A 26,002-nucleotide genomic window follows, 5' to 3' on the forward strand; every position below is an offset into this window, starting at 1 on the left:
CTCCGGCCGCGATGCCGACCGTCCGGAACGTGATCGTCCGGTACACCGAGTCGGTCACCAGCGTGCGGAAGTTGTCCAGCGACCAGTCCGTGATCACCTTGCCGGTGAACGGGTCCGTGTGCCAGAACGCGGTGAGGAACAGCGCCGCGAGCGCGCCGAGGTAGGCGAGCCCGAGCCACAACAGCGGCGCGGACAGCAGCATCGAGAGCCGCAGCCTCGGCGTCCGGTGCAGGAACGCCGAGGCGCTGCGGAGGGCCGTCATCAGCCCTTGATCTCAGTCCAGGCCTGGGTCCACTCGCCGTAGTCCTTGCACTTCACGTCCGTGCGGCCGTCGAGGCACTGCGCGATCGGCGTCGTCCAGTACCAGATCTTCGACGCGTAGATCTCGTCGCCGGCGTGGAAGGTGTCGCAGTGGGACTTGTCGGTGGTCAGCGAGCACGCCTTCTCGTTGGCCGGCGACTCGCCGAAGTACTCGGCCACCTGCGCGTTGGCCTCCGGGCTGACGATGTAGTCCAGCCACTTGTAGGCGCAGGTCTTGTGCTTGGACTTGGTCGACACCATCCAGGTGTCCGACCAGCCCGTCGCGCCCTCGGACGGCAGCACCGAGTCGACCGGCGAGCCCTCGCTCTTGGTGAGGTTCACGGTCACCTGCCACGCGGTGCCGGCGAGCACGTCGCCGTTCTTGAGCGCCTGGCTCTCCTTGAGGTAGTCCGACCAGTACTCGCTCACCATCGGGTTCTGCTGCTTGAGCAGGTCCACCGCCGCGTCGAACTGCTTGTCGTCCAGGGCATACGGGTTCTTGATGCCGAGGTCCGGCTTGTGCTTCATCAGGTACAGCGCGGCGTCGGCGATGTAGATCGGCGAGTCGTACGCGGTCAGCTTGCCCTTCTGCGGGCTGTCCGGGTCGAACACCGTCGACCACGACGTCGGTGCGGGCTTGACCTGGTCGGTCCGGTAGGCCAGCACGTTCGCGCCCCAGCCGTGCGGGATGCCGTACTCCTTGCCGCTGACGCTGTTCCACGGCTTGTCCTTGAGGAACTCGAAGATGTCGGCGTAGTTCGGCACGAGGTCGGTGTTGACCGGTTCCACGTCGCCGGCCGCGATGAGCCGCAGCGACGCGTCACCAGACGCCGAGACCACGTCGTACTCGCCGGTCTTCATCAGCGTCACGGACTCGTCGGAGGTGCCGAAGGTCTTCACGCTGACCTGGCAGCCGGTCTCCTTCTCGAACGGGGAGACCCAGTCGATCTCGGGGTCGGTCGAGCCGTCCTCGGCGTAGCCCGGCCAGGCCAGCACGGACAGCGCGCCCTCCGGCTCGCCGAGCTTCTCCAGGGCCGGCAGGTCCGGCGGCGAGAAACCGTTCTCGTTGGGGGCGCCACCACCCCCGCCGCTGTCCTCGCTCGCCGTGCCGCACGCGGCGACCAGTACGCCGGCGCCGAACAACGCCAGCGCGAGCATGCGCTTCTTCATGGCAATCCTTTCGTCGGCGAATCGGCTTCCGGCACCCGGACGTTGTGCTCCTGCCGCCAGGTCAACCGCACCCGGCTGTCCGGGAAGTCCACGGGTTCGCTGTTCTGCCGCACCACGGTGAGCTGGCCGCCGGCGTCGAGGGTGACCTCGTAGCGGACGGTCGCGCCCGCGTAGACGACGTTGGTCACCGTGCCCGTGGCGGCCACCTCGCCGTCCGGTGCGGCGTGGGAGAGGTCGGCGTCGATGCGGATCTTCTCCGGCCGGATGCTGTAGGTGCCGTCCCGGCCGAGCACGCTCTCCGCGCCACGGCCGCGCAGCAGGTTCGAGGTGCCGACGAACCCGGCCACGAACGGCGACGCGGGCTTCTCGTACACCTCGACCGGCGTGCCGACCTGCTCGATGCGACCGTCGTTGAACACCGCGATCCGATCGCTCATGGTCAGCGCCTCGTCCTGGTCGTGCGTCACGAAGATGAACGTGATGCCGACGTCGCGCTGGATCTGCTTGAGCTCGGTCTGCATGGCGAGGCGCAGCTTCAGGTCGAGCGCGCCGAGCGGCTCGTCGAGCAGCAGCACCTTGGGACGGTTGACGAGCGCGCGGGCGAGCGCCACGCGCTGGCGCTGGCCGCCGGAGAGCTGGGCGGGCTTGCGGTCGCCGAAGTCGTCGAGCCGCACGGTCTTCAGCGCGTCGGCGGCCCGCGAGCCGCGCTCCGCCCGCGGCACCCCCTTCACCCGCAGCCCGTACTCGACGTTCTGGCGCACGGACATGTGCGGGAAGAGCGCGTAGTCCTGGAAGACCGTGTTGACGTCGCGGTCGAATGGCGCGAGCTTGCCGACCTCACGGCCGTCGAGCTCGATCGTGCCGGCGGTCGGCTGCTCGAACCCGGCGATGAGCCGCAGCACCGTGGTCTTGCCCGACCCGGAGGGACCGAGCATGGAGAAGAACTCACCCGGCGGCACGTCGAGGTCGATGCCGTCGACGGCCGTGATGGCGCCGAAGTCCTTGCGAAGCCCGCGAAGCGCGACGGCCGGGGACGGTGCCGCCTCCCCGGAATCAATGGTCTTGGTCACCTTGGGTTCGATGCCCTTCGGTTCGGCGCGTACTTGTGGCTGGGTCGCGTCCCGTTCCCCTAGGTGCGGTTGGAGCCGCGGTCGTTGCCGCCCTTGAGCATCTAAAACATATAAGCTCATATGTAATATGGCAACAGTCCTGCGATTTGGGGTCCGTGATGCGCAAGGGGATGTCGCACGGTGCGCGGTCCGCGATGTTCGCGCCGCTCGACCAGCTTGGCCGCGCGGAGGCGGTCACCGAGCGGCTGGTCGACGCGATCACGTTCGGCCTGCTCGCCGACACCGAACGCCTGCCGAGCGAGGCCGAGCTCGCCGCCCAGTTCGGTGTCTCCACCGTCACGGTCCGGGAGGCGCTGGTGGCCCTCCGGCAGCTCGGCCTCGTCGAGACCCGCCGCGGCCGCGCCGGCGGCAGCTTCGTCAAGGCGCCGGCCGGTCCGTCCACACAGTCCTGGCAGGACGCCCTGCGCGCGGTCTCGCTCGGCGACCTGCGCGACATCGGCGACCACTACGCGGCCATCGCCGGCGCGGCCGCCCGGCTGGCCGCGGAGCGAAGCTCCACAGAGGACATCCAGCGGCTCGAACTGGCCGCAGCGGACATGCGCGGCGCCACCGGGGCCGAGATCGCCCGTGCCGAGCGCCAGTTCCACCTCGAGGTCGCCGCGGCCGCGCAGTCGCCCCGGCTGACCCGCGAGGAGGTGCAGCTGCAGCGGGCGTGCGGCGGCCTCCTGTGGCTGCCGCTGACGCCGGGCGAGCGTGGCGCGCTCACCACCCACCGGGAGATCACCGCGGCGATCGCCCGCGGCGAGGGGGATGCGGCGCGCGAGCTGACCGAGGAGCATGTCCTTGATGCGTTAGCCCTGTTGGCGGAGCTACATTTGGACCTTGTGACCCCCTGAGTGGTGGCATCGAGGTGAGAACGGTGGACGGAAGGCGTCCGGTCGCCGGGGACGAGATCGTCGAGCAGGTGTCCACGCTCGTGGAGGGGGTCTTCGAGCGGCTGAAGCCCGTGCTGGTCGCGGTCGAGTCGCTGCTCGCCGAGTCGGCCCAGATCCACACGCGAGACCTCGGCCGGCTGAGCCCGACCGTGGTCGACGCGCTCGGCGGCTTCGTCGTCGGCGCCGGCTACATCTGTGCGCCCCACACGCTCGCCGACCAGGAGTTCGGCTTCCAGTGGTGGGAGACCAACCCGGGCGCCGCGCCCACGCAGCTGTTCATCAGCCTCGACCCGGCGAGCGAGAACTTCCTCGACTACACGCGACAGTCCTGGTTCACCGTCCCGCGCGACACCGGCCGCCGGCACATCACCGGCCCGTACGTCGACTACCTCTGCACCGACGAGTACACGCTGACGTTCACGATCCCGGTTCGCCGCCGCGGCGTGTTCGCCGGCGTCGTGGGCGCGGACGTCTACGTGCGGGAGTTCGAGCGGGCGCTGCGGCCGAAGCTGCGCTCGCTCGGCCGGCGGGCCGCGCTCGTCAACGCGCAGGGCCGGGTGATCGTGTCGAACAACATCCGCCAGGCCACCGGGTCGCTGGTGCGCGAGGTCGACGTGCCGGCGTGGTGGATGACCCAGACCGGGTCGCCCGGCGGCACGACGCTGCGCCGCTGCGGCGACGCCCCGATCGCGCTCGTCGACTCCGCGCCGTAGGTCAGGCCTCCGCCGCCCAGCGGTCGCTGCGCTCGCGCATCTCCTCGATCGACAGGTCCTCGCGCGGGGTCGCGAGCGACCAGCGGTGGCCGAACGGGTCCTGGATCATCGCGTACCGGTCTCCCCAGAACTGGTCCGCGGGATCCATCAGGCTCGTCGCGCCGGCGGCCAGCGCGGTGGCGAACGCCGCGTCCACGTCGTCGACGTACAGGTGCAGCGTGACCGGCGTGCCGCCGAGCGCGGTCGGCGACTGGCCGGCGAAGTCGTCGTGCAGCAGCAGGCGGCCGCGGTTGACCAGCAGCTCGCAGTGCGTGACCCGGCCGTCCGGCCCGTGGTGGCGCAGCAGCTCGTCCGCGTGGAACGCCGCCCGGTAGAAGCGCACGGCCGCGTCCGCGTCACCGACCGTCAGCTGTGGCGTGACGCCGGGGAACTCGTCGTCGAGGCTCATCCGCAGGCCTTCCTTTCCGACCGCAGCAGCGCCTGCGCGGTCTCGCTGCTCAGCAACCCCGCGAGGCGCTGCGCCTCGTCGCGCACCGCGGTCCGCCCGGCCGCCGTGATCCGGTAGTAGCGGCGGCGGCCCGCCCGCCCGTCGGGCTTGGGATCCACCGGCGCCGCGTCGATCTCCTCGATCAGGCCGTCGATCCGCATCCGCTGCAGGGTCCGGTAGAGGGTCGCCTCGCCGAGCCGGATCGAGCCCGCGCTGAGGCGGCCGGCGTGCTCGATGAGCGCGTAGCCGTGGCGGTCGGACTCGGTGAGGGCGAGCAGTACCACGAACATCGCGGGAGTTATAACCATTGTGGATACCTCCACGGTGGAGGATACTAGCGCGCATGGTTGATCATGACGAGCAGGCACGGCGGCGGGCGTGGTGGGCACACCGGCAGGGGCTGTCCGGCCGGCCGGACCCGGCATCGGCGGCCGACGTGCTGGCCCGCACCGGATGGGCGCGCTCGGTCGGCGGCGCCAACCCGTACCTCACGCTGTTCGCGCGGATGTGCGCCGACCGCGAGTCGGTGGACAAGGCCGCGCAGGCGCTCGAGCTGTACGAGCTGCCCGCCGCGCGCGGCTGCACCTACGTCCTGCCCGCGGCCCACTTCGGGCTCGGCCTGCAGGTCGGGCGCGGCGCGACGAACGGCGAGCTGTCGCTGCTCGCCCGCCTGGGCGTGCCGCGCGCGGAGATCGACGCGCTCGCGGACGCGGTGCTGGACGTCGTCGGTGCGCAGCCGCTCGATCCCGCGGACCTGAAGGCGGCGCTGGGAGATCGCGTGCGCAGCCTGGGGGAGGAGGGCCGCAAGCGTGGCGCCGCAACGACTCTGCCGGCGACGCTCGGCCTGCTGCAGTCCTCGGGAGCGCTGCGCCGGGTGCCGATCGACGGGCGGCTGGACAAGCAGCGCTACGGCTACGTGCGGTGGGACGCGCCGGCGACCGCGCTGACCGACGAGGAGGCGCGCGCCGAGCTGGCGCGGCTGTACTTCGACTGGACCGGCCCGGCGAGCCTTGGCCACTTCCGGTGGTTCAGCGCGTTCTCCGCGAAGGACGCGAAGGCCGCCGTTGCCGGGCTGGAGCTGACCGACGTCGGCGACGGGTTGCTGCTGCCCGCCCACCTGCGCGCGGAGTACGAGACCTTCGAGCCGCCGGCGGACCCCGCGTACCACCTGCTCGCCGGCATCGACGCGCTGGTCCTGCTGCGCCGCGACCACCCCTCGCTGGTCGACGGCGACCCGGGGCTGCCGGGCGAGCCGCCGGTCACCGCGACCAAGGACCTCACCGACCACCCGATCACCGACCGCGGCCGGATCGTCGGGCTGTGGCAGTACGACCCGGCCGCCGAACGCGTGGTGTGGTGGCTCTTCGGCAAGGCGGCCGACCCGGCAGCCCTGGGCGCGGTGGTGGCCGAGACGGAGGCGTTCGTCCGCGACCAGCTCGGCGACGCGCGGAGCTTCAGCCTGGACAGCCCGAAGTCGCGCGCACCCCGGCTCGCCGCACTGCGCGCCGCGGGCGGCACGGGCTGACACGTCCTCTTCGGACTCCTCAGCGGGTCAGCGTGCGGAAGGCGAGGTTGCGGCCGTGGCCCTGGCCGACCGCAAGCGCGAACCACAGGCGGAGCATGCCGTCGACGACGTCCTGCTGGCCCTCGCCCAGGTACATGGGCCGCAGGCCGACCGCGGAGATCAGCGTGTCCATGGTCTCCCGGTCGGCTTCGGCGCAGGAGTAGAACAGGTCGGCCGCGACGCCGTCGAAGACCGGGTCGGCGAAGTTCTCGCCGCCGAGCGTGTTGAACGCGCGCGCGTACCTGGCACCCGGAGCGAACCGGGCGACGAGGCCGGCGTGGTTCGCGACCGGGCCGCCGACGTTGTTCGCCGCGTCGATGACGAGCTTGCCGTCCAGCGTGGCGCCGTGCGTGCGCAGCAGGTCCTCTACCGCGGCCGCCGGCAGGGCCAGCAGCACGGTGTCGGCTTCGGCGATGGCGTCGGGGACGCCGGCCGTCGTCGCGCCGGTGTCCCCGGCGACCGACTTGTCGTCCGGGTGGCGCGAGCCGAAGACCGTGGCGTGGCCGGCGCGCGCGAACGCCCGCCCGAGCGTGCCACCGATGAACCCCGTGCCGATGACCGCGATGGTCACGTTCCCGCCTCCAGGTCGTCCGAGCCGAACCCGCGCAAGGCTACACGCGCAACCGGAAGGCGGGATCGGACTCGATCGTGGCCACGTCCATCTGCGCCTTCTGCAACGAGCCGGAGAAGTCCCAGTTCATCGACTGCCACCGGGTGAACTGGTCGAGCACCCAGACGCCCGACTGGCGGCTGCCGTTGCCGGACTTTCCGTTGCCGCCGAAGGGAAGGTGCGCCTCGGCGCCGGACGTGGAGTTGTTCACGCTGACCATGCCGGCCGAGATTCCTTGCCGGAAGCGAAAAGCAGTGCCCGGGTCGTTCGTGTACACCGCGGCCGAGAGCCCGTAGCCGGGCGCGTTCGCGAGCTCGATCGCCTCGTCCAGCGTCCGGTACGTGGTGACGCCGACGATCGGGCCGAACGTCTCCTCGGTGAAGACCTTGTCGCCCGGGCGCACACCGTCGAGCAGCACCGGGTGGTAGTAGAGCCCGGTGGCCGGGTCGCCGACGAACCCCTGGCGCGGCGCCTCCGCGGTGATGCGGCCGACCGCGCTCGAGCCGAGCACCGTGTGGTGGTCGCCGACCCAGCCGAGCGTGTTCTCGAAGCCACGGGCGAACTTCTCGTCCAGCAGCGGGCCGAACACGACGTCCGCGGTCGGGTCGCCGACCGGGGCGATGCGTACCGCGTCGGCGAACCGGCGGACGAACTCGTCGTGCACGTCCGCGTGCGCGATCACGGTGCCGAGCGAGGTGCAGCGCTGCCCCGCGGTGCCGTACCCGGAGAACAACGCGGCCTCCACCGCCAGGTTCAGGTCCGCGTCCGGCGCGAGCACCATCGGGTTCTTCCCGCCGAGCTCCAGGCAGGGCGTCTGCACGTGCCGCCCGCAGAGCTCGCCGATGCGCCGGCCGACCGCGGTGGAACCGGTGAAGCCGACCTTGTCCACGAGCCGGCCGGTGAGCGCGGCGTCGAGCCCGGCGTAGGTCGTCTCGCCGTCGGCGAACACGAGGTTCAGCACGCCGGCGGGCACGCCCGCGTGCCAGGCGAGGTCGCAGAGCGCGCGTGCGGTCGCGGCGGCGTACTCGGCCGGCTTCCACACCACGGCGTTGCCGCACAGCAACGCGGGCGCGAGGTACCACGAGGGCACCGCGACGGGGAAGTTCCCGGCCGTGATCACCATCGCGACGCCGACCGGCACGCGGTAGGTGAACAGCTGCTTGTCCGGCATCTCGGAGGGGACGGTGTGCCCGTAGAGCCGCCGGCCCTCGCCGAGGAAGAACTCGCAGGTGTCGATGATCTCCTGCACCTCGCCGAGCGCCTCCGCGAGCGGCTTGCCGATCTCGCGGGTGACGAGCCGGGCGAGGGCGTCCTTGTTGGCCGCCACGAGCCGGCCGAACGCGCCGACGACCTGCCCGCGGACGGGAGCCGGCACCTTGGCCCACTCGCGCTGCGCGCGCCGGGCCGCGGCGCACGCCTCCCGCACGGTTACCGCGTCCGCGAGCTCGACCCGTGCGACGAGGTCGGCGAGATCGGCGGGATTCCGCGACTCGAAAGTGGTCCCGGGGCCGGCATCCTTGCCGTCGATCACGGAGCTCAGCACGAGGCCACCTTCTTCCTGCGCGTCCGGCATCGCGCTCCACACTAGCCACGCCGGTCGGTGGCCGGCCGCCTGCGCAGCGAGGCGATCGTGGCCCTGCCCCGCGCACCGGTGGAAGGGTCGTGGCCATGCCGGACGTCTACCTCACGATCGCCTCCGCGGGCGACGACCTGGTGGGGCCGCTCGCCGAGATCCTCGAGCAGCGGGCGGCCGACCCGCGGCAGCGCGCGATGCGCGAGGCGTACCTCGCCGACGTCGAGTTTCCGCCCGGTGCGCGGGTCCTCGAGATCGGGTGCGGCCCGGGCCCGGTGGCGCGGGAGCTCGCCGCCCGGCCGGGCGTGCGCGAGGTCGTCGGGGTGGACCCGTCACCGGAGTTCCTGGCGCGGGCCAAGGAACTGGCCGCCGGGCTGGCGAACCTCACGTTCGTCCAGGGTGACGGCCGCGCGCTGCCGTTCGACGAGGGCGAGTTCGACGTCGTCGTGTGCCACACCGTGCTCTGCCACGTGCCCGGCCCCGAGGCGGTCCTCGCGGAAACCGTGCGGGTGCTGCGGCCGGGCGGCATGCTGGCCGTGTTCGACGGCGACTACATCACGACCACGGTCGCCACCGGGCCGTTCGATCCGCTGCAGGCATGCGCCGAGTCGTGCCGCGAGAACCTCGTACACGATCCGTGGCTGGCCCGGCGGCTGCCCGTGCTGCTTGGCGAGGCCGGGTTCACCGACCTCCGCCTGCGCGGGCACAGCTACGTCGAGGCACCCGCGTCGGACGGCTACCTGCTCTCGCTGATCGACCGGGGCGCCGACGCGCTGGTGGCCGCCGGGCGGGTCGGTGCGGAGGCGGCGGCGGCGCTCAAGACGGAGGCGCGGCGCCGCTGCGAAGCGGGGACCTTCTTCGGCCACATCGCCTACGTCAGCGCCGTCGCCCGGAAGGCTTGAGGGCCTCGGCGGCGTCGGCGAGCTTGCCGAGGGCGGCGAGCATCGCGGCGCGGTCGGGCTCCGGCACGGCGGCCAGCGCCGCGTCGAGCCGGGCCGGGTCCAGGACGGTGTCCGCGGCCACGCGCTCGTGGCCCTTCGGGGTGAGCGTGATCGCGAGCCGGCGCTCGTTGCCGGGGTCGCGGACGCGGTGCACGAAGCCCCGCTCGGCGAGCCGCTTCACGATGGTCGACGTCGTGCTCTTGGGCAGCCCGAGGTGGCCCGCCAGCCAGCCGAGGTTGACCGGCCGCTCGGGCTCGAGGTGGTGGAGCAGCTGGCGTTCGTGCTGGCTGAGATCGGGTGTGTCCGGCCGGTTGAGCGCAGCCCACAACCGTGTGTACAGTTGCTCGAAAAGTTCCATCTCTGAACTGTTCATACGTTGACCATTATACGAGGTGCGGCGATGGGTTGGCTCGTGATCACCGGAATCGTCGTCGGGGTGTTGGTCCTGGTGGTGCTGGCCGTCATGGCGATCGGCGCGGCACTGCCCAAGGAGCACGTCGCCGCCCGGCGGATCAGTCTGCCCGTCGAACCGCCCGAGGTGTGGGCGGCGCTGACCGACGTGTCGGCGTTCCCGGCGTGGCGGCCGCGGGTCGAGCGGGTCGAGGTGCTCGGCACGGATCCGTTGCGGTGGCGCGAGTTCGGCCGGGACGGGAAGATCACCTTCGAGATGTCGGAGACCGACGCGCCCCGGCGGCTCGTCAGCCGGATCACCGACGACAAGCTGCCGTTCGGCGGCACCTGGACCTACGACATCGCGCCGTCCGGCGGCGGCAGCACGGTGACGGTGACCGAGCACGGCGAGGTCCGCAACGTCCTGTTCCGCTTCGTCTCCCGCTTCGTCATGGGCCACACGGCAACGATCGACGGCTACCTGACCGCGCTGGGCGGGAAGTTCGGGCACCCGGTCACGCCGGACGCGGCCGAGGCGCGCTAGTCGCTCGTGGGCCAGATGAGACCTTGGTCGGTCCAGGCAACACCCTTGTTGCGGCACAGACAGAAGGGGTGACCAACGGGGTCGGTGTAAACGCGCCAGCCGTAGCCGTCGGGGCCGATCGAGTCCCGCTGCAGGGTCGCGCCGAGGGCCAGGACGCGGCTCTGTTCGGCCTCGATGTCGTCGACTTCGAAGTCGAGGTGGAACTGCTTGGGGTGCTCGCTGTCGGGCCACTGCGGGGCGCGGTAGCCCGCCACCCGGATGAAGGCCAGCTCGATCTCGCCGAACTGGATACCGGCCCAGTTTTCGTCGCCGCCCTCCTTGACCGGGCGACCCGTCACCTCGGAGTAGAAGGCCGCCAGCTTCATCGTGTCTGGGCAGTCGATGATGAAGTCGGTGAGGCGCAGCATCAGGCAATCGTGCCACAAGACCAACCAGCCGGCCTTTGGGACAGGTCCTAGCCGGACTCCGCGGCGAGCCGGGCCAGCAGGTCGCGGGTCGCCGCGGCCATCGTCGGCTCGATGCCGCGTGATCGCCGCTGACAGTCCTTTGTAGAACACACTGCCGAGCAGCTCCGCCACCCGCGCGGCGGCCGGCCCGCCGGCCGGCATGGGCGTGCGCAGGCGGTGGCCGGGACCGGCGCCGTGAGCGCGACGTCCGCGAACGGAACGCCGTGTTCGGCCGCGATGTCCGCGAGGGTTCGCTTGGTGCCCGGGGAGGCGGTGTTGAGGTCGGCCCAGAGCGCGGCGCCGCCGATGCCCGCACGCAGCGCGCCGGCCGACTTCTTCGCGGTCGTCAGGCACAGCACGAGGTCGGCGCCGCCCGCGGCGTCCGCCTCGCCCAGGCCGAGAACGGCCACGGTGATGCTCACGACACGGTTGTGGCCGACGGATTTCGGTTGCGCGCACTGCCTAACCTGGCCACATGGCAACGGATCGGCCCGCGGCGACCCTGCGCGCGTTCGTGGCCGGCGGGCGGCTGGTGCGGCTGCCGGCGCGGCGCGGGCGGCGGCGGGTCGTGCTGGAGCACGTCGTGCGGTCCTTCGAGCCCGGGCGGCGGTTCGCCGAGAAGGAGGTCGACGCCGTGCTGCGGGCGTGGTGCGAGGGCGGCGCCACCGACTACGTGAGCCTGCGCCGCCACCTCGTCGACGAGGGGCTGCTCTCCCGCGAGGACGGGCTCTACTGGCGCTCCGGCGGCTGGGTCGACGTCCTCGGCGGAGGCTGAGTCACCACGCGGGGTGCGCGGACACGCCGCCGTCCACCGTGAGGTCGTGGCCGGTGATCCACGAGGCCATCGGAGAGGCGAGGAACACGCACGCGTTCCCGACGTCGGCGGGCTCGCCGAGACGGCGCAGCGGGGCGGCGCGGTGCCAGCGCTCGACGCCCTCGGGCCAGTCTGCGGCGAGCCCCGGCCGGTCGACGAGGCCGGGCGACACCGTGTTGACCCGGATGCCGAGCGGGCCGTACTCGAGGGCCGCGGCGCGGGCGTGCATGACGAGCGCGGCCTTCGCCGACGCGTAGTGCGCGTGGCCGAACGCGGGCCGGGTGGCCTCGATCGACGCGATGTGCGTGACGCTGCCACCGGTCTCGCGCATGACCCGAGCGGCCGCCTGCGTGCACGCGAACGCGCTGGTCAGGTTCGCGTCGAGCATGGCGCGCCACGACTCGGCGGTCAGGACTTCGAGGTTCTCGACGGGCTGGATGCCGGCGTTGTTGACCAGGTTGTCCAGCCGCCCCCGCCACGCCGCGGCCGCGTCGACGAGGTCGTGGCAGGCCCGCTCGCCGGTCAGGTCGGCGGAAAGGACGTGCGCCGCGCCGCCCGCCGACCGGATGCGGCCGGCCAGCTCCCCGGCGCCCGACCGGTCCCGGTGGTAGTGGACGACGACCGCGCCGCCGGCCGCCGCGAACCGCCGCGCGATGCCGTGGCCGATCGTGCCGCTGGCGCCGGTGACCAGCGTGACCGTGCCGGTCAGGTCGGGCAGGTCAGCCATGCTCGCTCAGCCGCGACTCGCCACCGGGCCGGCACAGCGCCCGGATGCGCTCGGCCGCCGCGGGGTAGCGGGCGCACAGCTCGCCGGCCTCGCCGCCCTCGTAGTCGGCCGGCACGAAGCCCGGCGCCATCGTGGTGCCGCACAGGGTCCACCGTCCGCCAGGAACGACCTGCGCGCCCATCCACGTACCCGCGGGGACGGTGAGCTGGACCCGGTCCGGGCCCAGTGTCTCGACGCGCGTGCCGCCGTCCGGGTCGAGCAGCAGCAGCTCCAGCGGGTCGCCGCGGTAGAAGTGCCACACCTCGTCGATCGGGAGCCGGTGCATGGCGGAGAAGAGGTCGTCCGCCGCCGCGAACAACGCGATGATCGCCGAGCCCGCCGGCCGGCCCGTCGCGTCGGGCGGTCCCGCCCAGGTCCGCCGGAACAGCCCGCCCTCCACCGGCAACGGCTCGAGCCCGTAGCGCGCCGCGATGTCGCTCACGTCGGTCACGTCGGTCACGGAGGCCACTGTAGATCCCCGGCAACTCCCCGCCACTCAGCGCGCGTACTCCGGCAGCCGTCGGGCGAGGGCGTCCGGAGCGGGCATGGCGGCGATCTCGGCGGCGACCGCGCGGGCGGCGTCGCGATGGCCGGAGTCGCGCAGCAGCATGCCGGCGCGGTCCGCGATCGCGTCCGCGCCGGCCTCGCCGGGCAGCAGGCGCACCGCGGCGCCCGAGCCGGCGAGTGCCTCGGCGTTCGCGAACTGGTCGGCGCCCTGCGGCAGGACGAGCTGCGGGACGCCGGCCGCGAGCGCGCCGAGCGTGGTGCCGCTGCCGCCGTGGTGGACGACGACGTCCACGTGTGGCAGCAGCTCGGCCTGCGGCACCCACGCCCGCACGGTGACGCCCGCCGGCAGCGTCCCCAGCTCCGCGGGCGCCACCCGCCCGGCCGCGACGATCACCTGGGCGTCGAGCCGCGCGAGCCCGGCGATGGCCGTGGTGAGCAGCTCCGGTGTGCCGAACGCGGTGCCGAGTGTCAGGTAGACGCGCCGCCGGCCGTCCCATGTGGGCAGTTCGCCCGGCTCGGCGAACGGCACCGGGCGCAGCTCGATCCGCTCCGCGGTGGCGAGGAAGTCCTTGTCCTGCAAGGACGGCGGGCAGATGTCGACGTGTGGCCGGTCCGCCGCCCCGGCCACGCCGGTGGGCAGCTCGAGGCCGATGCCGGCGGGAATCATGCGGCCGAACCCGTGCCACAGACCGGGAATCCCGGCCCGGTGGGCGGCGACGGCGGCGCCGGGCAGGCCCCACTCGTGCACCACGAGGTCGGGTCTCAGCCGGGCCAGCTCGGGTTCGAGGTCCTCGGCGTAGATCTCGTAGAACGAGTCCGCCGGGCGGAACGGCCGCAGCCCGCGCGCGGCCAGCGGTGCGTGCACGTGCTCGCCCGCGGCGAAGTGGACCTCGTGCCCGGCATCCCGGGCCGCGATCGCCAGCGGGATCAGCGGGTAGGTGTGGCCCGGCGACGCCAGGCTCGCGAACAGCACGCGCATACGACGAACCTACGGGCGCGACCTCGTGCGCGGCGGCGCGTTCGCGCACGGCGATGCGCCTACGAAAGCTCCTGGTTCAACCGGTGCAGGTCCGCGGCCAGCTCGCGGCAGCTGACGCAGCCGTCCAGGTGCGCGGTGATCGTCCGCATCCGGCGCGGGGTCAGCGTGTGCCGGACCCAGCCGGCCAGCTGCTCGACCGCCACGCGGCAGCGGCGCTGCCCGGCGGCCGGCAGGTGCTGGTCGAGGTAGGCCTGCCGCAGGCCCTCGCGGGCGCGGTACGCCAGCGCGGCCACGCCGTTCGGGGTCAGCCCGAGCAGCGGCGCCACCTGTGCCGGCGGGCGGCCCTCGACCTCGGTGTACCAGAGCACGAGCCGCCACCGTTCGGGTAACCGGGCGAACGCCGCGGCGGCCACGTCGGCGTTCAGCTTGGCGGTGACCGGATCGTCGTGGCGGTCCGGCCATTTCTCCGGCACGTCCGCCACGAGGGACAGCAGCGACTCCTGGCGGCGGATGCTGATCATCGAGTTGCGAATTGTCGCGAGCAGATAAGGGCGGAGTTGGTCCCGGGGGCCTTGGCCGGTCCGCAATATCCGCAACACGTTCGTGAAGGATTCGGCCACCAGATCGTCGCGCTCGGCCCGGGTCGCCGCCACCGCCGTCGCCGCCCGCCGGGCCGCACCCAGATGCCGCTCGTACAACACTCCGTACGCGGCCACATCGCCCTGGCGGACAGCGGTGAGCAGCGCCGAATCATCCGGATCGAACTCCGGCCCGGACGTGTCCTCCAGCGGCTCGCTCAAGCCGACACCTCCCCAGTGATGCATCTGCACGTGCATACGCACCGTCATCCAAGTAACGAATGGCGTGACGGAAGGGTGTGAGCATTCGCAAACGGAAAGAGAACTTGCCGGAGTTTTGGCGCCGCTAATTCCTACGTGTTGCGCGCGACGCGCGGCGCGTGCGGAAATTTCTCTGGATTCGCGCAATACGGCGCCGCATCGAGCACCGGTCGCGAGCGGGACGCGGTCAGCCCGTGACCGCGTCCGGCTGTGCTGCCGGTGCGGCCGGCGGCTGCGCGGGCGCGGGGATCATCGACGCGGTGCCGTTCGGCGACTTGACCTCACTCGCCAGCGAGGTGAGGACCGACAGCACACCGGCCATTCCGGACGCCGAGAACGCGGCGGCCCAGTCGGTGTCAAGGAGCCCTGTGCCCGCGGCGACCACCAGCGCGCCGAACACCTGCGCGACGGTCCGGATCGCGCGCTCGAACGCGTCCTTCCAGAATGCCGCCTTCCACATCACGGTCACCTCCGGGGAGTTCGACTGCCGTGTCGTCGGAAAGGAGGGCCGCCGGCACCGCCGTGATACACCGCCGGGCCATGCGGTACGAACACGTTGCCGGAGAAGGTGCCGGAGAAAGGTGCCGGAGATGTGCGGGAGAAGTCGCCGGAGAAGGAGCTCAGTTGTGCGGCGGCAGGGTCCACGTCATCGTGACCGTCGTGCCGGTGTCGACCCGCGTGATCGTCGTGTCGTCGGCCAGCGCGCGCATCAGCAGGATGCCGCGGCCGCGGATCCCGTCGCTCGGCACCGGTGGCTTCCACCGGCCGTAGTCGGTCACCGTGACGATGATCGTGCCGTCCGGGGTGCGCGCGGCGTGCAGGTCGACGACCCCGTCGAGGTCGTCGCCTGCCGCGTCCACGTAGGCGTGCTCGACCGAGTTGGCCATCGCCTCGTACGTGGCGAGCACCAGCTCCTCCCGCTGCTGCCCGGGCATGCCGATGCCGCTCGCCCAGCGATTCAGCGCGTGCCGCGTCTCCGCCAGCCGGTCGGCGTCCGCGGGGACGCGACAGTGGATCTCGCGCAGCGAGCCGGCACCGGTCGAGGCGCTCACGCGGGATCGCCGCCGTCGGTGTGGCGCACGTGGATGAACGCGATGTCGTCGTCGTGGCTGCCGCTCGTGAGGTGTTCGATGAGCGCGTCGCACGCCGCACCGACGTCCTCCCGGTTGCGCAGCATGGTCACCGCCGCGACGAAGTTGTCGATGCCGACCGACAGGTCGCGAGTCGCGCTCTCGACCAGGCCGTCGGTGTAGAGCACGAGTTCGGTGCCCGGCGGGAAGTCGGTCTGGCTCTGCCGGAACTCGCTGCCCACCCCCAGGGGTTGGGCCATGGCCTCGCCGATCTGCTCGACCATCCCGTCCGTGCGCATCAGCACGGCCGGCAGGTGACCTGCGTTGGCGTAGACGAGCGTGCCGTCCATCGGGTCGTGCACGGCGTAGAAGCAGGTCACGAACGTCGGCTCCGGCATGGCGGCCGCCAGCAGCGACACGTTGCGCAACAGCTCGCCGGGGGAGAGGTCGAGCAGCGCGTACGAACGGATCGCCGTGCGCATCTGACCCATCACGGCCGCCGCGGTGACCCCGTGCCCGACGACGTCGCCGATCACGAACGCGGTGCGCCCCGCGCGCAGCTGGATCACGTCGAACCAGTCGCCGCCGACCTTGCTGCCGGTGGCCGCCGGCAGGTACCGGGTGCAGATCGCGAGCCCGGGGATCTCCGGCACGGTCGGCAGCATGCTGCGGGACAGCTCGGTCGCGAGGTTGCGTTCTCGGTCGAACAGCCGGGCGTTGTCCAGCGCGATGGCCGCGTACCCCGCGATGCCCTCGGCCAGGTACTCGTGCCGCGGGGTGAACTGGCCCGGGGCCGGGTGGCCGAAGAAGAACCCGCCGAGCACCTCACCGGTCGACGGGCTCACCGCCGACACCGCGAGATAGCTGCGCACGGGCAGGTGACCCTCGGGCATGCCGTGGTACGGGGCGTTGTGGCCGAACCGGCGGTCGAGGGTGATGTCGTTGCTGCGGACGGTGCCGGTCCCGTCGAACGTCGGCGCGAAGACCTGCGTGTTTCGTGGCATCGGGAAGCGCTCGAACGCCTCGCGCGGGGCGCCGGAGAGCGTGTAGAGCGTGTACGACTCGCCGTACTCGTCGACCAGGTTGTAGAAGAACGCGCCGAACGCCGCGCCGGTGGCCTTCGTGGCCGCGTTCGTGGCGTCCTGCACGAGCTGGCTGATGTCGAGCTGGGCGGTGAGATGCCGGCCGACGGAGTGCAGCGTATCGACCACACCGGCCTCCGCGTGCAGCTGGTGCACGGTGTCGGTGAGCCGCTCCAGCTCGGACGCGTGGTCGCGGGCGGCGCGCTCGACGACCGCCAGGTAGTCGCGGACCGACGCGGTCGCGTCGCCCAGGTACGGCGCCAGCGCCGAGCGGACGGCGGCCGCCACCGGGCGCAGATGCGCCACCGTGTTCGGCAGCGGGAGCCGGCCCAGGACGACGAGGCAGACGTTGTCGCCCGAGGGCAGGACCCCGGCGAGCGCCAGGATCGAGACGACGACCGCGGCCGCGGCGATGTCCTCGTCGAGCGAGGCGAGCGGCAGCTCGAACACACCGATCCCGTCGGGTTCGAGCCGCTCGGACAGCGCGCGAAGGAAGGCGGCGTCGACCGGGTCGGGATCGGCCTGGGCGCCCGCGACGGCGGTCAGTACCGGGTCGCCGGTGGTCCCGTTGGCGTGCCCGCGCAGCGTGTAGCCGTGGACGCTCACCGCGGCGAAGCCCGCGCGCAGCTCGCCGGCCACGGCGTCCATCGCCGACTCGTAGTCGCCGGCCTGCTCGGCGCGCTCGCGGACCGACCCGGCCAGCCGCAGCGCGGCCGACAGGGTGAACGGCGGCGTCGGCTGCTCGTCCACCGGGGTTCCCGTCACCGATGCGGGCGTCATCTGCCGACCAGCGCGGCGGACAGGACCGGGAACACGACCAGCTCGTCGGTCAGCCGGGTCAGCTCCAGCGGCCGCATCGTGCGCCGGCTCGCGGCGACCACGTGCAGGCCGACGGCGGGCCGGCACAGCCGGTTGGCCTCGACCAGGGTCGCCATGCCCGCGGACGCGAGGAAGTCCACCTCGGTGAGGTCGACGACCACGAGCTCAGGGCCCTGCCGCAGCGCGCGGTCGACGAGTTGCCGGAGCTTGGGGGCGAGGGCCAGGTCGAGCGCGCCGGCGACGGTGAGCACGGCGGTGCGGCCCCGGTGTTCCAGTGCCACGGTGCCCGCCGACGTCGTCGCCATGCCCGACTGGGCGCCCCCGGACACCGACTCCGACACCGACTCCGTTTCCGCCACGCGACCAATAGTGCCGTCCGATCCGGTCACTTGGCCAGCATCTGCACCGTACCGATGCCCGAGATGACGATACGGATCAACGTGTTCGCGCGACGTCAATGTCGACGGACCCGACCGGCCCCCAACGAGTGGATCATGCGAACAGAGGACACCGACCAGCACCCCGACGTCAGACCGGACTTCACCCATACGGCACGGGTGATCACGGGCGTGGAGTCGCACGGCGACGTCCTCGTGCTGAAGGTCTCCGGTGACATCGGTGTCGGCACCGCGGCCCAGATCGTCGAGGTGGTCGACGCGATGCTCGAGCGGCGGCCCCCGGCGGTCGTGCTCGACCTGTCCGGGGTCACCTTCCTGTCCTCCGCCGGGCTCGCCGCGCTCGTCGACCTCCACCGGCGGGCCGCACCGGAAACCGGGTTCCGGGTGGTCGCCCGCCTGCCCGTCGTGCTCCGGCCGCTGGAGATCTCGGGGCTGACCGAGCTGCTCACGGTCCGTCCCTCGCTCGCCGAGGCCCTGGCGGCCGACGGCGAGCGAGGGCCGGCGCGCGGCTAGTCGACGACCATCCAGCCCAGCACCGGAGTGCTCTGCAGGTAGACGAGCACGCACATGAACAGCACGAACCCGATGCTCCAGCCGAGCACCCGGCGGAACAGGTCGCCCTCCTTGCCCTGCACGCCCACCGCCGACGCGGCGATCGCCAGGTTCTGCGGCGAGATCATCTTGCCGAGCACGCCGCCGGAGGAGTTCGCGGCCGCCATGAGCACCTGGGACAGGCCCGCCTCCTTGGCCGCGGTGATCTGCAGGAGCCCGAACAGCGAGTTCGACGACGTGTCCGAGCCCGTCACCGCCACGCCGAGCCAGCCGAGCAATGGCGAGAAGAACGCGAACAACCCGCCCGCGCCGGCGACGAAGAGGCCGAGCGTGATCGTCTGGCCCGACAGGTTCAGGATGAAGCCCAGCGCGAGCACCAGCATCACGGTCAGGATCGCGAACTTGAGCTGGTCGAGGGTGCGGCCGTAGGCACGCAGCGCGCGCCCGACACCGATCCGGAGCAACAACATGGTCAGCAGTCCGGAGATCAGCAGCAGCGTGCCGGCGGCCGAGAGCAGGTTGAGCTTGAACGTCGTCGCGACCGGGTCACCGGCCTCGTTGACGACGTGCAGGCCCGGCCACTGGAGGATCCAGGTCGCGACCTCGAGGCCGGTGCCCGACTCGCCGGGCTTGGTGGGCGGCTTGCCCGTGATCGCCGGCACCCGGGTCGCGAGCACGAACACCGCGATGATCACGAGGTACGGGGCGTAGGCCTTCCACACCTCGGCGGGCGGGTCGGCCACCTGCGTCTCGGTGCTGGTCCGCACGGAGCCGCCGCCGTCGACCGGCCGCCGCGGGGTGGTGGGCGCGGCGCCACCGCTGCCGTCCACGCCGTCCACGCCGGCGCCCGCGGTGTCCGCCTCGGTGTAGGGCTCCTTGGCATGCCACACGCGGGTGAACAGCAGCACGGCGAGCGCGGAGGTCAGCGCCGCGACGATGTCGGCGAGTGGCACGGACCAGAAGTTCGACGACAGGTACTGGAAGATGCCGAACACGACACCGCACACCAGCGCGGGTGCCCACGTCTGCCGCAGGCCGCGCCTACCGTCCACAATGACCACGAGCGCGAGCGGGACGAAGACCGCGAGGATCGGGGTCTGCCGGCCGACCATCGCGCCGAGGTCCTCGACCGGCAGGCCGGTGACGCCGGCCAGCGTCGTGATCGGGACCGCGAGGGCGCCGAACGCGACCGGCGCGGTGTTGGCGACCAGCGCGATCGCGGCGGCCTTCATCGGCCGGAAACCCAGCGCTATCAACATGACCGCGCTGATCGCGACCGGCGTGCCGAAGCCCGCCAGCGCTTCGAGCAGCGCGCCGAAACAGAACGCGACGATGATCGCCTGCACCCGCTGGTCCTCGCTGATCGACGCGAACGAGCGGCGCAGCACGTCGAAGTGCCCGGTGTCCACCGTGAGGTTGTAGATCCAGATCGCGTTGATGACGATCCACATGATCGGGAAGAACCCGAACGCAGCGCCCAGCAGGCCGGAGTTGAACGTGTCGCCCACCGGCATCGAGTAGGCGACGATGGCCACCAGCATGGCGACGACGACCGCGATGAGCGACGCGAGCCAGGCGCGCATGCGGACGACGCCGAGGAGTACGAACAGCACGAGCAGCGGCAGGATCGCGACCAACGCCGACAACCCGAGGGAGTCGTTGAGGGGGCTGTAGTCCTGTTGGAAGTCCGCGAGCAACATCGAGGACCCCTTTCCACGACGACGGAGAGAGTGGGGTCTTGCGTGGTTATTGCAGGTTCAACCAATGACGAATGATCGTACTTTCCCACGGGCTTCATGACGAGACCGGAAAATCCTCACCGAATGGGCGAAATGTCCGCTATCGCGGCAAAGTCCGCCCACCGCCCCGGGGCTCCTATCCTGTGCGCATGGACCTGGAGTTCACCGGCGAGATGTGGTTCTGGAAGGGCCCGGCACCGTGGCACTTCGTGACCGTGCCCGACGAGGAGTCGGGCGCGCTGGAGGCCGCTTCCTCGTTCGTGACCTACGGGTGGGGGATGATCCCGGTCGCCGCGCGGATCGGGCGCACCGGCTGGGCGACGTCGCTGTACCCGAAGGGCGGCCGCTACATCGTGCCCGTGAAGACCCGGGTGCGGAAGGCGGAGGACCTCTCCGTGGGCGACGTGGTGACGGTTCACCTTTCCGTCGAGGTCTGACCGCATTCCACCGCTTTCCCCGCCGCGTGGTCCGTTCCGGATAGTCGCAAGTGGACGCAGTGGTCATGGCACGACGCCGGCCGGCTCCGGCCCGCCCGCGCGGGATCGGGTGGCCGTCGGCCGCGTCGGCCGCCGGATCGCTCGCGACGTGGCCGCGACCGGGCCGCGAACGGTATGGCTGACGGGACATCGACCACCTACGCTTGGGGCATGCTCCGGCACAGGGTGCACGTGCTCGCGTTGGCCGACTGCACCGCGCTGGTCCCGATCGGACTGATGGACATCCTGCGCAAGTCGATCGAGCTCGCCGGGCAGCTCGCCGTAGCCGGCCCGGAAGTCGACGTCACGCTCGTCTCGGCGACGGCCGACCGGACGATCACGCTCGCCGGCGACGTGCGGCTGGGCTGCGGCCGGGCGCTCGACGAGGTGCTCGACAGCGACCTCGTGCTGGTGCCCGCGCTGGACCCCGACGTCGGCGCGCACCTGCGGCTGAACGCGGCGGTCGTGCCGTGGCTGCGGGCGATCCACGAGGCCGGGGCGGACGTGGCGAGCGCGTGCACGGGTGCCTTCATGCTCGCCGAGGCGGGCGTGCTGGACGGCAAGGCGGCGACCACGCACTGGGCGTTCCAGGCGGAGTTCCGCGAGCGGTACCCGGCCGTCGACCTCCAGCCACAGGCCATCGTCGTGGACCAGGGCCGCGTGATCACCTCAGGCGGCGCGACGTCGTTCCTGAGCCTCGCGCTGCACGTCGTCGAGCGGCTGCTCGGCGGCGAGGTCGCCCGGGCGGCGTCGAAGACGTTCCTCATCGACCCCAACAAGTCCCCGCAGGGCGCGTACGCGATCTTCGGCCCGCAGCGGGCGCACAACGACCCGGAGGTCCGCCGCGCGCAGGATGTCATCGAGCACCAGCTCGACCGGCCGCTGTCGGTCGACGACCTCGCCCGCGAGGTGGCGATGAGCCGGCGCAACTTCGTCCGCCGCTTCACCGCGGCGACCGGCAACAACCCCCGCGAGTACCTGCAGCGCGCGCGGATCGAGGCGGCCAAGCGGGCGCTGGAGCGCACCGACCGTCCAGTTGCGACGGTCGCGTGCGACGTGGGGTACGAGGACGTGGTGGCGTTCCGCCGGATGTTCACGCGGCTGACCGGGCTCACGCCGTCCGCCTACCGCCAGCGGTACGGCGTCGCCGAGCCGGGCACGCTCGTCGGTCCGTGACCGGCCGCGCCACCCTGTCGCCGGGTCGCCACGCGGGCGACCGCGTCGCGCGGTCGCCGGAAGGAGTGAGATGACCGGGGAAATCTGGGACCCGTTCGGCACGCTGCGGCAAGCCCTGTGGATCGGCGGTGGCCAGTGGGCCGGCAAGTCCACGGTCGCCCGCCTGCTGGCTCACCGCTACGGCCTGACGGCGTACCACTACGACTACCACGACGCCCGCGCGCACAACGACCGCCGGATCGTGCGCCGCATCTCGCGGGGTGAGCCGGCCGCCGGCCCGGACCCGGACGCCGTCTGGGTCCACCCCAGCCCGCGGGACATGGCCGCCGAGACCATCGCGGGCTTCGCGGAGCGGTTCGAGTGGGCGCTCGACGACCTGCGTGCCCTCGTGTCGGGCCGCCCGATCGTCGCCGAGGGGTGGGGGTTGCGGCCCGAGCTGGTGGCGCCGATCGCCGACTCGCCACGCCGGATGGTCGTCCTGGTTCCCACCGAGGAGTTCCGGCGCCGCCAGCTCGGCGCGCTGCCCCGCGCCGCCGCGTTCGGTCACCGCGTCAGCGATCCCGCGCGGGCGCAGGCGAACCGGCTCGCGCGGGACCGCCTCGTCGCGGACGACGCCGTCCGCGCGAGCCACCGGCTCGGCATCCGCGTGATCGACGTCGACGGGTCCCGGGACGCGGAGTCGATCGCCGACGAGGTGGCCGAGCACTTCGCCGCCTATCTACCGGAGCGAGATGCCTCAGCGCGGGTGAGCCGGTCCGGCGGACACGCGATCGGCTGACCGGCCCACGGTTGACCACTCATTCGTACCCTAAAGCTGCTCTGACGGTGTCGAAACCGTAGTTCACCGTGCGCGCACGGTGACGGCGACATACCGTTCTAGCCATTCGGTTACGGATCCGGCACTCGTGGAAAGGAGCGGGTGTGGCGAAGGTGCTCGTGGCGGAGAGCAACACGGATCTCCAACAGTTCATTCAGGCCTGCCTGACGGCGGCCGGGCACGACGTCACGGTCGTGCCCGACGGCGCGGCGGCGCTGGCGACGGCGACGCTGACCCGTCCGGACCTGTGCATCCTCGACGTCACCCACGGCGTCGACGTGTGCCAGGCGTTGCGCGGCGACCCGGCGACCGCATTGTCGCCGATCATGATCGTGACGTCCATGATGGACGTGCTGGACCTCGACGACGCGCTCGCCTGCGGCGCGGACGAGTACCTCGTCAAGCCGTTCAGCCCGCGCAACCTGCTGACGCACGTGGCGAGACTTCTCGCCCGCGTGACCGATCCGGTCTAGGAGCCGTCCGGTCACACACACGATGGCCGCCGGAATCTCTGCGGACTCCGGCGGCCACCGCTGCTCTCGCGGTCTCAGCTCGTCGGCATGAGCACCGAGTCGATCAGGTAGACGGTCGCGTTGGCGGTGTGGACGCCGCCGCAGATCACGTTGGCGTCGTTGACCTTCAGCGAGTCACCCGAGCCGGTGACGTCGACCGTGCCCTTCTCGACCGTGGTCTGCTTGCCGACGACCTGGTCGGGGGCGAGCTGGCCGGGCACCACGTGGTAGGTGAGGATCTTGGTCAGCAGCGCGTCGTCGGACTTCAGCGTGTTGATCGTGGCCGCGGGGATCTTCGCGAACGCGTCGTCGACCGGGGCGAAGACGGTGAACTCGCTGCCGTTGAGCGTGTCGACCAGGTTCACCTTCGGGTTCAGCTCGCCGGACACGGCCTGCACCAGCGTCTTCAGCAACGGGTTGTTGCTCGCCGCCACGGCAACCGGGTCCTGGGCCATGCCCGCGACCGAGCCCGCGCCGTCGGGGACCTGTGCGGCGTAGCCGGCGCAGCCGGGGCCCACGAGGTCCGCGGCGGCCGGGTCGGCCGTCGCCGTGCTGTCCGAAGAGGACTCCGTCCTCATCGGCGTGTTGTCCGAGCCGGCGGCGTTCGACGCTCCCTCGCCGGAGCTGCCGCAGGCGGTGCCGAGCAATGCGATGATCGCGACACCGATGGCCAGCGTGCCGCGGCGGATGCTGCGCTTCATGAGTTCTGTTCGCTCCCGTTCCCGGTGGCGGCCAGGCACCTGGCCGCTTCCTTCGCCCGGCTGCCGGGCGCCTGATACCCGGTTCTTCGGAAGCGCTCGGTACCCGGATGGGTGCGGCGTCGCGCCGTGACTTCTTCGTGACACCCGGCCGCGCGGGCAATCCGCACCGGCGGCCGCCCACGAACTCCGCGTCGAACGTGTCGCGAACCCTTTGTGAGGACGCAGTGCTGACTCTCGCTCTGATCGGGCTCATCGGCGGTCTGGTCACCGGCATCTCGCCGTGCATCCTTCCGGTGCTGCCGGTCGTGTTCTTCTCCGGCGCGCAGGGCGCCCGGCGGGCACGGCCGGCCGGGAAGTCCACTGTGGCCACCGGCGGCGTGGCGGTCGCCCCGCGTCCGGTCTCCCGGGCGCGGCCCTACCTGGTTATCGCCGGGCTGGTCGTGAGCTTCACGCTCGTCACGCTGTTCGGCTCGCTGCTGCTCTCGGTCCTCGGGTTGCCGCAGGACGTGCTGCGGTGGGCCGGCCTGGTGGTGCTCGCGCTGATCGGCGTCGGGCTGATCGTGCCGCGGTTCGAGCACCTGCTGGAGAAGCCGTTCTCGCTGATCCCGCAACGCAGTCCGGACGCGCGCCGCGGCGGGTTCGCGCTCGGCCTCGCGCTCGGCGCGGTGTACGTGCCGTGTGCCGGTCCGGTGCTGGCCGCCATCACGGTCGCCGGGTCGACGGGCCGGATCGGCGTCGACACGGCGGTCCTCACGGTGACGTTCGCCGTCGGCGCGGCGACCCCGCTGTTGGTCTTCGCGCTGGCCGGCCGGCGGGTGGCCGAGCGGGTGCGCGCGTTCCGCAAGCGCCAGCGCGGCATCCGGGTCGCCGCCGGTGCCGTGATGCTCGCGCTCGCGGTCGGGCTCGTGTTCAACCTGCCGCAGCTGCTGCAGCGCGCGATCCCGGACTACACCAGCGGGCTGCAGGACCGGATCGGCGACTCCGAGCAGGTCCGGGAGGCGCTCGACCTCGGCGGGCTGGTCAACGACCAGAACAAGGACCTCAGCAAGTGCAGCGCCGCCGCCACCGAGTTGGAGCGGTGCGGCGCCGCGCCGGACATCAAGGGCATCCAGCAGTGGTTCAACACGCCCGGCAACCGGCCGGTCGACCTGAGGCAGCTGCGCGGCAAGGTCGTACTGGTCGACTTCTGGGCGTACTCGTGCATCAACTGCCAGCGATCCCTCCCGCACGTCACCGCGTGGGACGCGGCGTACCGGGACGCGGGCCTGCGGGTGATCGGCGTGCACGCGCCCGAGTACGCGTTCGAGAAGGAGCCGCGCAACGTGGCGTCGGCGGCGCGCAGGCTCGGCATCCACTACCCGGTCGCCCTCGACAACTCCCTTGCCACGTGGACGAACTACCGCAACCGGTACTGGCCGGCGCACTACCTGATCGACGCCGACGGCACCGTGCGGCACATCAAGTTCGGCGAGGGCGACTACGACGTCACCGAGAAGCTCATCCGCCGGCTCCTCGCCGGGGCCGACCCGGGGGTGCGGCTGCCCGCGCCGACGGACACCACCGACGACACGCCGGACATCGCGGACATCACGAGAGAGACCTACCTCGGTTCGACGAAGCGGGTGAACTTCGCGGGCGACGAGCCGTACCGCGCCGGTGACCGGTCGTTCGCCTTCCCGCGCGAGCAGGCCGCGAACACCTTCGCCCTCGCCGGTGGCTGGACGCTCACGAGCCAGCACATCACCCCGGCGTCCGCGAGCGCGCAGGTGCGGCTCGACTACCGGGCCAAGGAGGTCCGCATGGTCCTCGCCGGCCATGGCACGGTCCGCTACACGGCCGGCGACACGACCCGGACCGTCGACGTCTCCGGCCGCCCCGGTTCGTACCGGCTGCTGTCCACACGCGACGTCGAACGCGGCACGGTGACCGTGACCGTCAGCCGGGGCGTGCAGGCTTACGCGTTCACCTTCGGCTGACCGCCGCTGCGTCCCGCCGTGGCGCGGCGCACCATG

The 26,002-nt window shown here is 72.0% G+C and carries 31 protein-coding genes and 1 pseudogene; 12 read left to right on the forward strand and 20 right to left on the reverse strand.

Annotated elements, in window-relative coordinates; all coding sequences use genetic code 11:
• The 3 genes and pseudogenes from VH969_RS25605 to VH969_RS25615 form a co-directional block, all read right to left on the reverse strand.
• A pseudogene (locus VH969_RS25605) lies at window positions 1–262 on the reverse strand (ABC transporter permease); the annotation flags it as partial.
• Window positions 262–1,470, reverse strand: coding sequence for an ABC transporter substrate-binding protein (locus tag VH969_RS25610; RefSeq protein WP_331978619.1), 1,209 nt, complete (start codon window positions 1,468–1,470; stop codon window positions 262–264). The pseudogene VH969_RS25605 and the gene VH969_RS25610, both read right to left, overlap by 1 nt.
• A complete protein-coding gene (locus VH969_RS25615; RefSeq protein ID WP_331978621.1) occupies window positions 1,467–2,540 on the reverse strand; it encodes an ABC transporter ATP-binding protein in 1,074 nt (357 codons plus the stop codon). Before VH969_RS25615 ends, VH969_RS25610 begins: the two co-directional genes overlap by 4 nt.
• 158 nt (window positions 2,541–2,698) lie before the next feature.
• On the opposite strand from VH969_RS25615, the gene VH969_RS25620 reads away from it, so the two are divergent.
• The gene (locus VH969_RS25620) at window positions 2,699–3,436 is read left to right on the forward strand and encodes a FadR/GntR family transcriptional regulator (protein WP_331978624.1); all 738 of its coding nucleotides are present in this window, start codon (window positions 2,699–2,701) and stop codon (window positions 3,434–3,436) included.
• Window positions 3,437–3,459: 23 nt separating this feature from the next.
• Window positions 3,460–4,188 carry a cache domain-containing protein gene (locus tag VH969_RS25625; protein WP_331978626.1) on the forward strand — a complete coding sequence of 243 codons (729 nt, stop codon included), beginning with the start codon at window positions 3,460–3,462 and terminating at the stop codon, window positions 4,186–4,188.
• Window position 4,189: 1 nt separating this feature from the next.
• Here VH969_RS25625 and VH969_RS25630 read toward each other — a convergent pair whose 3' ends face one another.
• Both VH969_RS25630 and VH969_RS25635 read right to left on the reverse strand, forming a co-directional pair.
• A complete protein-coding gene (locus tag VH969_RS25630) occupies window positions 4,190–4,636 on the reverse strand; it encodes a VOC family protein (RefSeq protein WP_331978628.1) in 447 nt (148 codons plus the stop codon).
• Window positions 4,633–4,965: a PadR family transcriptional regulator gene (locus tag VH969_RS25635; RefSeq protein WP_331978630.1), complete on the reverse strand. Its 333-nt coding sequence runs from the start codon at window positions 4,963–4,965 to the stop codon at window positions 4,633–4,635. Before VH969_RS25635 ends, VH969_RS25630 begins: the two co-directional genes overlap by 4 nt.
• A 53-nt stretch (window positions 4,966–5,018) precedes the next feature.
• Between VH969_RS25635 and VH969_RS25640 the strand changes: the two genes are divergently transcribed.
• Window positions 5,019–6,200: a DNA glycosylase AlkZ-like family protein gene (locus VH969_RS25640; protein WP_331978632.1), complete on the forward strand. Its 1,182-nt coding sequence runs from the start codon at window positions 5,019–5,021 to the stop codon at window positions 6,198–6,200.
• Window positions 6,201–6,219: 19 nt separating this feature from the next.
• On the opposite strand, the gene VH969_RS25645 is transcribed toward VH969_RS25640, so the two are convergent.
• Together VH969_RS25645 and VH969_RS25650 are read right to left on the reverse strand one after the other, a co-directional pair.
• Entirely contained in the window at window positions 6,220–6,810 is a 591-nt protein-coding gene (locus VH969_RS25645; protein WP_331978634.1) for an NADPH-dependent F420 reductase, read from the reverse strand.
• A gap of 40 nt (window positions 6,811–6,850) precedes the next feature.
• Window positions 6,851–8,392: an aldehyde dehydrogenase family protein gene (locus VH969_RS25650; RefSeq protein WP_331978636.1), complete on the reverse strand. Its 1,542-nt coding sequence runs from the start codon at window positions 8,390–8,392 to the stop codon at window positions 6,851–6,853.
• Window positions 8,393–8,517: 125 nt separating this feature from the next.
• Between VH969_RS25650 and VH969_RS25655 the strand changes: the two genes are divergently transcribed.
• Window positions 8,518–9,324 carry a methyltransferase domain-containing protein gene (locus tag VH969_RS25655; RefSeq protein ID WP_331978713.1) on the forward strand — a complete coding sequence of 269 codons (807 nt, stop codon included), beginning with the start codon at window positions 8,518–8,520 and terminating at the stop codon, window positions 9,322–9,324.
• On the opposite strand, the gene VH969_RS25660 is transcribed toward VH969_RS25655, so the two are convergent.
• The gene (locus VH969_RS25660; RefSeq protein ID WP_331978638.1) at window positions 9,299–9,721 is read right to left on the reverse strand and encodes a MarR family winged helix-turn-helix transcriptional regulator; all 423 of its coding nucleotides are present in this window, start codon (window positions 9,719–9,721) and stop codon (window positions 9,299–9,301) included. The genes VH969_RS25655 and VH969_RS25660 overlap by 26 nt on opposite strands.
• A 42-nt stretch (window positions 9,722–9,763) precedes the next feature.
• Here VH969_RS25660 and VH969_RS25665 point away from each other — a divergent pair, with 42 nt between their 5' ends.
• Window positions 9,764–10,297 (forward strand): SRPBCC family protein, encoded by a 534-nt coding sequence (locus VH969_RS25665; protein WP_331978640.1) that lies wholly within the window; start codon window positions 9,764–9,766, stop codon window positions 10,295–10,297.
• Here VH969_RS25665 and VH969_RS25670 read toward each other — a convergent pair.
• Both VH969_RS25670 and VH969_RS25675 read right to left on the reverse strand, forming a co-directional pair.
• Window positions 10,294–10,704, reverse strand: coding sequence for a VOC family protein (locus VH969_RS25670; protein ID WP_331978642.1), 411 nt, complete (start codon window positions 10,702–10,704; stop codon window positions 10,294–10,296). The two genes, VH969_RS25665 and VH969_RS25670, sit on opposite strands and share 4 nt — an antisense overlap.
• 47 nt (window positions 10,705–10,751) lie before the next feature.
• Entirely contained in the window at window positions 10,752–11,165 is a 414-nt protein-coding gene (locus VH969_RS25675; protein ID WP_331978644.1) for an NAD(P)-binding domain-containing protein, read from the reverse strand.
• Window positions 11,166–11,218: 53 nt separating this feature from the next.
• Between VH969_RS25675 and VH969_RS25680 the strand changes: the two genes are divergently transcribed.
• A complete protein-coding gene (locus tag VH969_RS25680; RefSeq protein ID WP_331978646.1) occupies window positions 11,219–11,518 on the forward strand; it encodes a DUF2087 domain-containing protein in 300 nt (99 codons plus the stop codon).
• A 1-nt stretch (window position 11,519) separates the two neighbouring features.
• On the opposite strand, the gene VH969_RS25685 is transcribed toward VH969_RS25680, so the two are convergent.
• The 8 genes from VH969_RS25685 to VH969_RS25720 all read right to left on the reverse strand — a co-directional run bounded on the left by VH969_RS25685 (window position 11,520) and on the right by VH969_RS25720 (window position 17,978).
• A complete protein-coding gene (locus VH969_RS25685; RefSeq protein ID WP_331978715.1) occupies window positions 11,520–12,275 on the reverse strand; it encodes an SDR family NAD(P)-dependent oxidoreductase in 756 nt (251 codons plus the stop codon).
• A 1-nt stretch (window position 12,276) separates the two neighbouring features.
• Window positions 12,277–12,783 carry a cupin domain-containing protein gene (locus tag VH969_RS25690; protein WP_331978648.1) on the reverse strand — a complete coding sequence of 169 codons (507 nt, stop codon included), beginning with the start codon at window positions 12,781–12,783 and terminating at the stop codon, window positions 12,277–12,279.
• A 36-nt stretch (window positions 12,784–12,819) separates the two neighbouring features.
• The gene (locus VH969_RS25695; protein WP_331978650.1) at window positions 12,820–13,809 is read right to left on the reverse strand and encodes a glycosyltransferase; all 990 of its coding nucleotides are present in this window, start codon (window positions 13,807–13,809) and stop codon (window positions 12,820–12,822) included.
• Between the two features lie 59 nt (window positions 13,810–13,868).
• Window positions 13,869–14,609, reverse strand: coding sequence for a sigma-70 family RNA polymerase sigma factor (locus VH969_RS25700; protein WP_331978652.1), 741 nt, complete (start codon window positions 14,607–14,609; stop codon window positions 13,869–13,871).
• A 226-nt stretch (window positions 14,610–14,835) separates the two neighbouring features.
• The gene (locus VH969_RS25705; protein ID WP_331978654.1) at window positions 14,836–15,108 is read right to left on the reverse strand and encodes a holin; all 273 of its coding nucleotides are present in this window, start codon (window positions 15,106–15,108) and stop codon (window positions 14,836–14,838) included.
• 160 nt (window positions 15,109–15,268) lie between these two features.
• A complete protein-coding gene (locus VH969_RS25710; RefSeq protein ID WP_331978657.1) occupies window positions 15,269–15,700 on the reverse strand; it encodes an ATP-binding protein in 432 nt (143 codons plus the stop codon).
• A complete protein-coding gene (locus tag VH969_RS25715) occupies window positions 15,697–17,565 on the reverse strand; it encodes a PP2C family protein-serine/threonine phosphatase (protein WP_331978659.1) in 1,869 nt (622 codons plus the stop codon). Before VH969_RS25715 ends, VH969_RS25710 begins: the two co-directional genes overlap by 4 nt.
• Before the next feature lie 11 nt (window positions 17,566–17,576).
• Window positions 17,577–17,978, reverse strand: coding sequence for an STAS domain-containing protein (locus VH969_RS25720; protein ID WP_331978661.1), 402 nt, complete (start codon window positions 17,976–17,978; stop codon window positions 17,577–17,579).
• Window positions 17,979–18,113: 135 nt separating this feature from the next.
• Here VH969_RS25720 and VH969_RS25725 point away from each other — a divergent pair, with 135 nt between their 5' ends.
• Window positions 18,114–18,530: an STAS domain-containing protein gene (locus VH969_RS25725; protein WP_331978663.1), complete on the forward strand. Its 417-nt coding sequence runs from the start codon at window positions 18,114–18,116 to the stop codon at window positions 18,528–18,530.
• Here VH969_RS25725 and VH969_RS25730 read toward each other — a convergent pair.
• Window positions 18,527–20,269 carry an L-lactate permease gene (locus tag VH969_RS25730; RefSeq protein WP_331978665.1) on the reverse strand — a complete coding sequence of 581 codons (1,743 nt, stop codon included), beginning with the start codon at window positions 20,267–20,269 and terminating at the stop codon, window positions 18,527–18,529. The genes VH969_RS25725 and VH969_RS25730 overlap by 4 nt on opposite strands.
• A gap of 188 nt (window positions 20,270–20,457) precedes the next feature.
• On the opposite strand from VH969_RS25730, the gene VH969_RS25735 reads away from it, so the two are divergent.
• The 4 genes from VH969_RS25735 (at window position 20,458) to VH969_RS25750 (ending at window position 23,250) form a co-directional block, all read left to right on the forward strand.
• Window positions 20,458–20,745 carry a DUF1905 domain-containing protein gene (locus tag VH969_RS25735; RefSeq protein ID WP_331978667.1) on the forward strand — a complete coding sequence of 96 codons (288 nt, stop codon included), beginning with the start codon at window positions 20,458–20,460 and terminating at the stop codon, window positions 20,743–20,745.
• Window positions 20,746–20,955: 210 nt separating this feature from the next.
• Entirely contained in the window at window positions 20,956–21,960 is a 1,005-nt protein-coding gene (locus VH969_RS25740) for a GlxA family transcriptional regulator (protein WP_331978669.1), read from the forward strand.
• A 70-nt stretch (window positions 21,961–22,030) separates the two neighbouring features.
• Window positions 22,031–22,738, forward strand: a complete 708-nt coding sequence (locus tag VH969_RS25745) for a hypothetical protein (RefSeq protein WP_331978671.1) — start codon at window positions 22,031–22,033, stop codon at window positions 22,736–22,738.
• 143 nt (window positions 22,739–22,881) lie between these two features.
• A complete protein-coding gene (locus VH969_RS25750) occupies window positions 22,882–23,250 on the forward strand; it encodes a response regulator transcription factor (RefSeq protein ID WP_331978673.1) in 369 nt (122 codons plus the stop codon).
• Window positions 23,251–23,324: 74 nt separating this feature from the next.
• On the opposite strand, the gene VH969_RS25755 is transcribed toward VH969_RS25750, so the two are convergent.
• A complete protein-coding gene (locus tag VH969_RS25755) occupies window positions 23,325–23,990 on the reverse strand; it encodes a fasciclin domain-containing protein (protein ID WP_331978675.1) in 666 nt (221 codons plus the stop codon).
• 224 nt (window positions 23,991–24,214) lie between these two features.
• On the opposite strand from VH969_RS25755, the gene VH969_RS25760 reads away from it, so the two are divergent.
• The gene (locus VH969_RS25760; protein ID WP_331978677.1) at window positions 24,215–25,966 is read left to right on the forward strand and encodes a cytochrome c biogenesis protein DipZ; all 1,752 of its coding nucleotides are present in this window, start codon (window positions 24,215–24,217) and stop codon (window positions 25,964–25,966) included.
• Window positions 25,967–26,002 lie beyond the last annotated feature (36 nt).

The organism is Actinophytocola sp. (genome assembly GCF_036555685.1).
Taxonomy (GTDB): domain Bacteria; phylum Actinomycetota; class Actinomycetes; order Mycobacteriales; family Pseudonocardiaceae; genus Actinophytocola.

Bases quoted from the DNA above. Each gene is read 5' to 3' on its own strand.
- VH969_RS25610 (WP_331978619.1), bottom strand. From the start codon at position 1,470: ATGAAGAAGCGCATGCTCGCGCTGGCGTTGTTCGGCGCCGGCGTACTG.
- VH969_RS25620 (WP_331978624.1), top strand. From the start codon at position 2,699: ATGCGCAAGGGGATGTCGCACGGTGCGCGGTCCGCGATGTTCGCGCCG.
- VH969_RS25630 (WP_331978628.1), bottom strand. From the start codon at position 4,636: ATGAGCCTCGACGACGAGTTCCCCGGCGTCACGCCACAGCTGACGGTC.
- VH969_RS25635 (WP_331978630.1), bottom strand. From the start codon at position 4,965: ATGTTCGTGGTACTGCTCGCCCTCACCGAGTCCGACCGCCACGGCTAC.
- VH969_RS25640 (WP_331978632.1), top strand. From the start codon at position 5,019: ATGGTTGATCATGACGAGCAGGCACGGCGGCGGGCGTGGTGGGCACAC.
- VH969_RS25655 (WP_331978713.1), top strand. From the start codon at position 8,518: ATGCCGGACGTCTACCTCACGATCGCCTCCGCGGGCGACGACCTGGTG.
- VH969_RS25660 (WP_331978638.1), bottom strand. From the start codon at position 9,721: ATGGAACTTTTCGAGCAACTGTACACACGGTTGTGGGCTGCGCTCAAC.
- VH969_RS25665 (WP_331978640.1), top strand. From the start codon at position 9,764: ATGGGTTGGCTCGTGATCACCGGAATCGTCGTCGGGGTGTTGGTCCTG.
- VH969_RS25670 (WP_331978642.1), bottom strand. From the start codon at position 10,704: ATGCTGCGCCTCACCGACTTCATCATCGACTGCCCAGACACGATGAAG.
- VH969_RS25680 (WP_331978646.1), top strand. From the start codon at position 11,219: ATGGCAACGGATCGGCCCGCGGCGACCCTGCGCGCGTTCGTGGCCGGC.
- VH969_RS25695 (WP_331978650.1), bottom strand. From the start codon at position 13,809: ATGCGCGTGCTGTTCGCGAGCCTGGCGTCGCCGGGCCACACCTACCCG.
- VH969_RS25705 (WP_331978654.1), bottom strand. From the start codon at position 15,108: ATGTGGAAGGCGGCATTCTGGAAGGACGCGTTCGAGCGCGCGATCCGG.
- VH969_RS25725 (WP_331978663.1), top strand. From the start codon at position 18,114: ATGCGAACAGAGGACACCGACCAGCACCCCGACGTCAGACCGGACTTC.
- VH969_RS25730 (WP_331978665.1), bottom strand. From the start codon at position 20,269: ATGTTGCTCGCGGACTTCCAACAGGACTACAGCCCCCTCAACGACTCC.
- VH969_RS25735 (WP_331978667.1), top strand. From the start codon at position 20,458: ATGGACCTGGAGTTCACCGGCGAGATGTGGTTCTGGAAGGGCCCGGCA.
- VH969_RS25740 (WP_331978669.1), top strand. From the start codon at position 20,956: ATGCTCCGGCACAGGGTGCACGTGCTCGCGTTGGCCGACTGCACCGCG.
- VH969_RS25745 (WP_331978671.1), top strand. From the start codon at position 22,031: ATGACCGGGGAAATCTGGGACCCGTTCGGCACGCTGCGGCAAGCCCTG.
- VH969_RS25755 (WP_331978675.1), bottom strand. From the start codon at position 23,990: ATGAAGCGCAGCATCCGCCGCGGCACGCTGGCCATCGGTGTCGCGATC.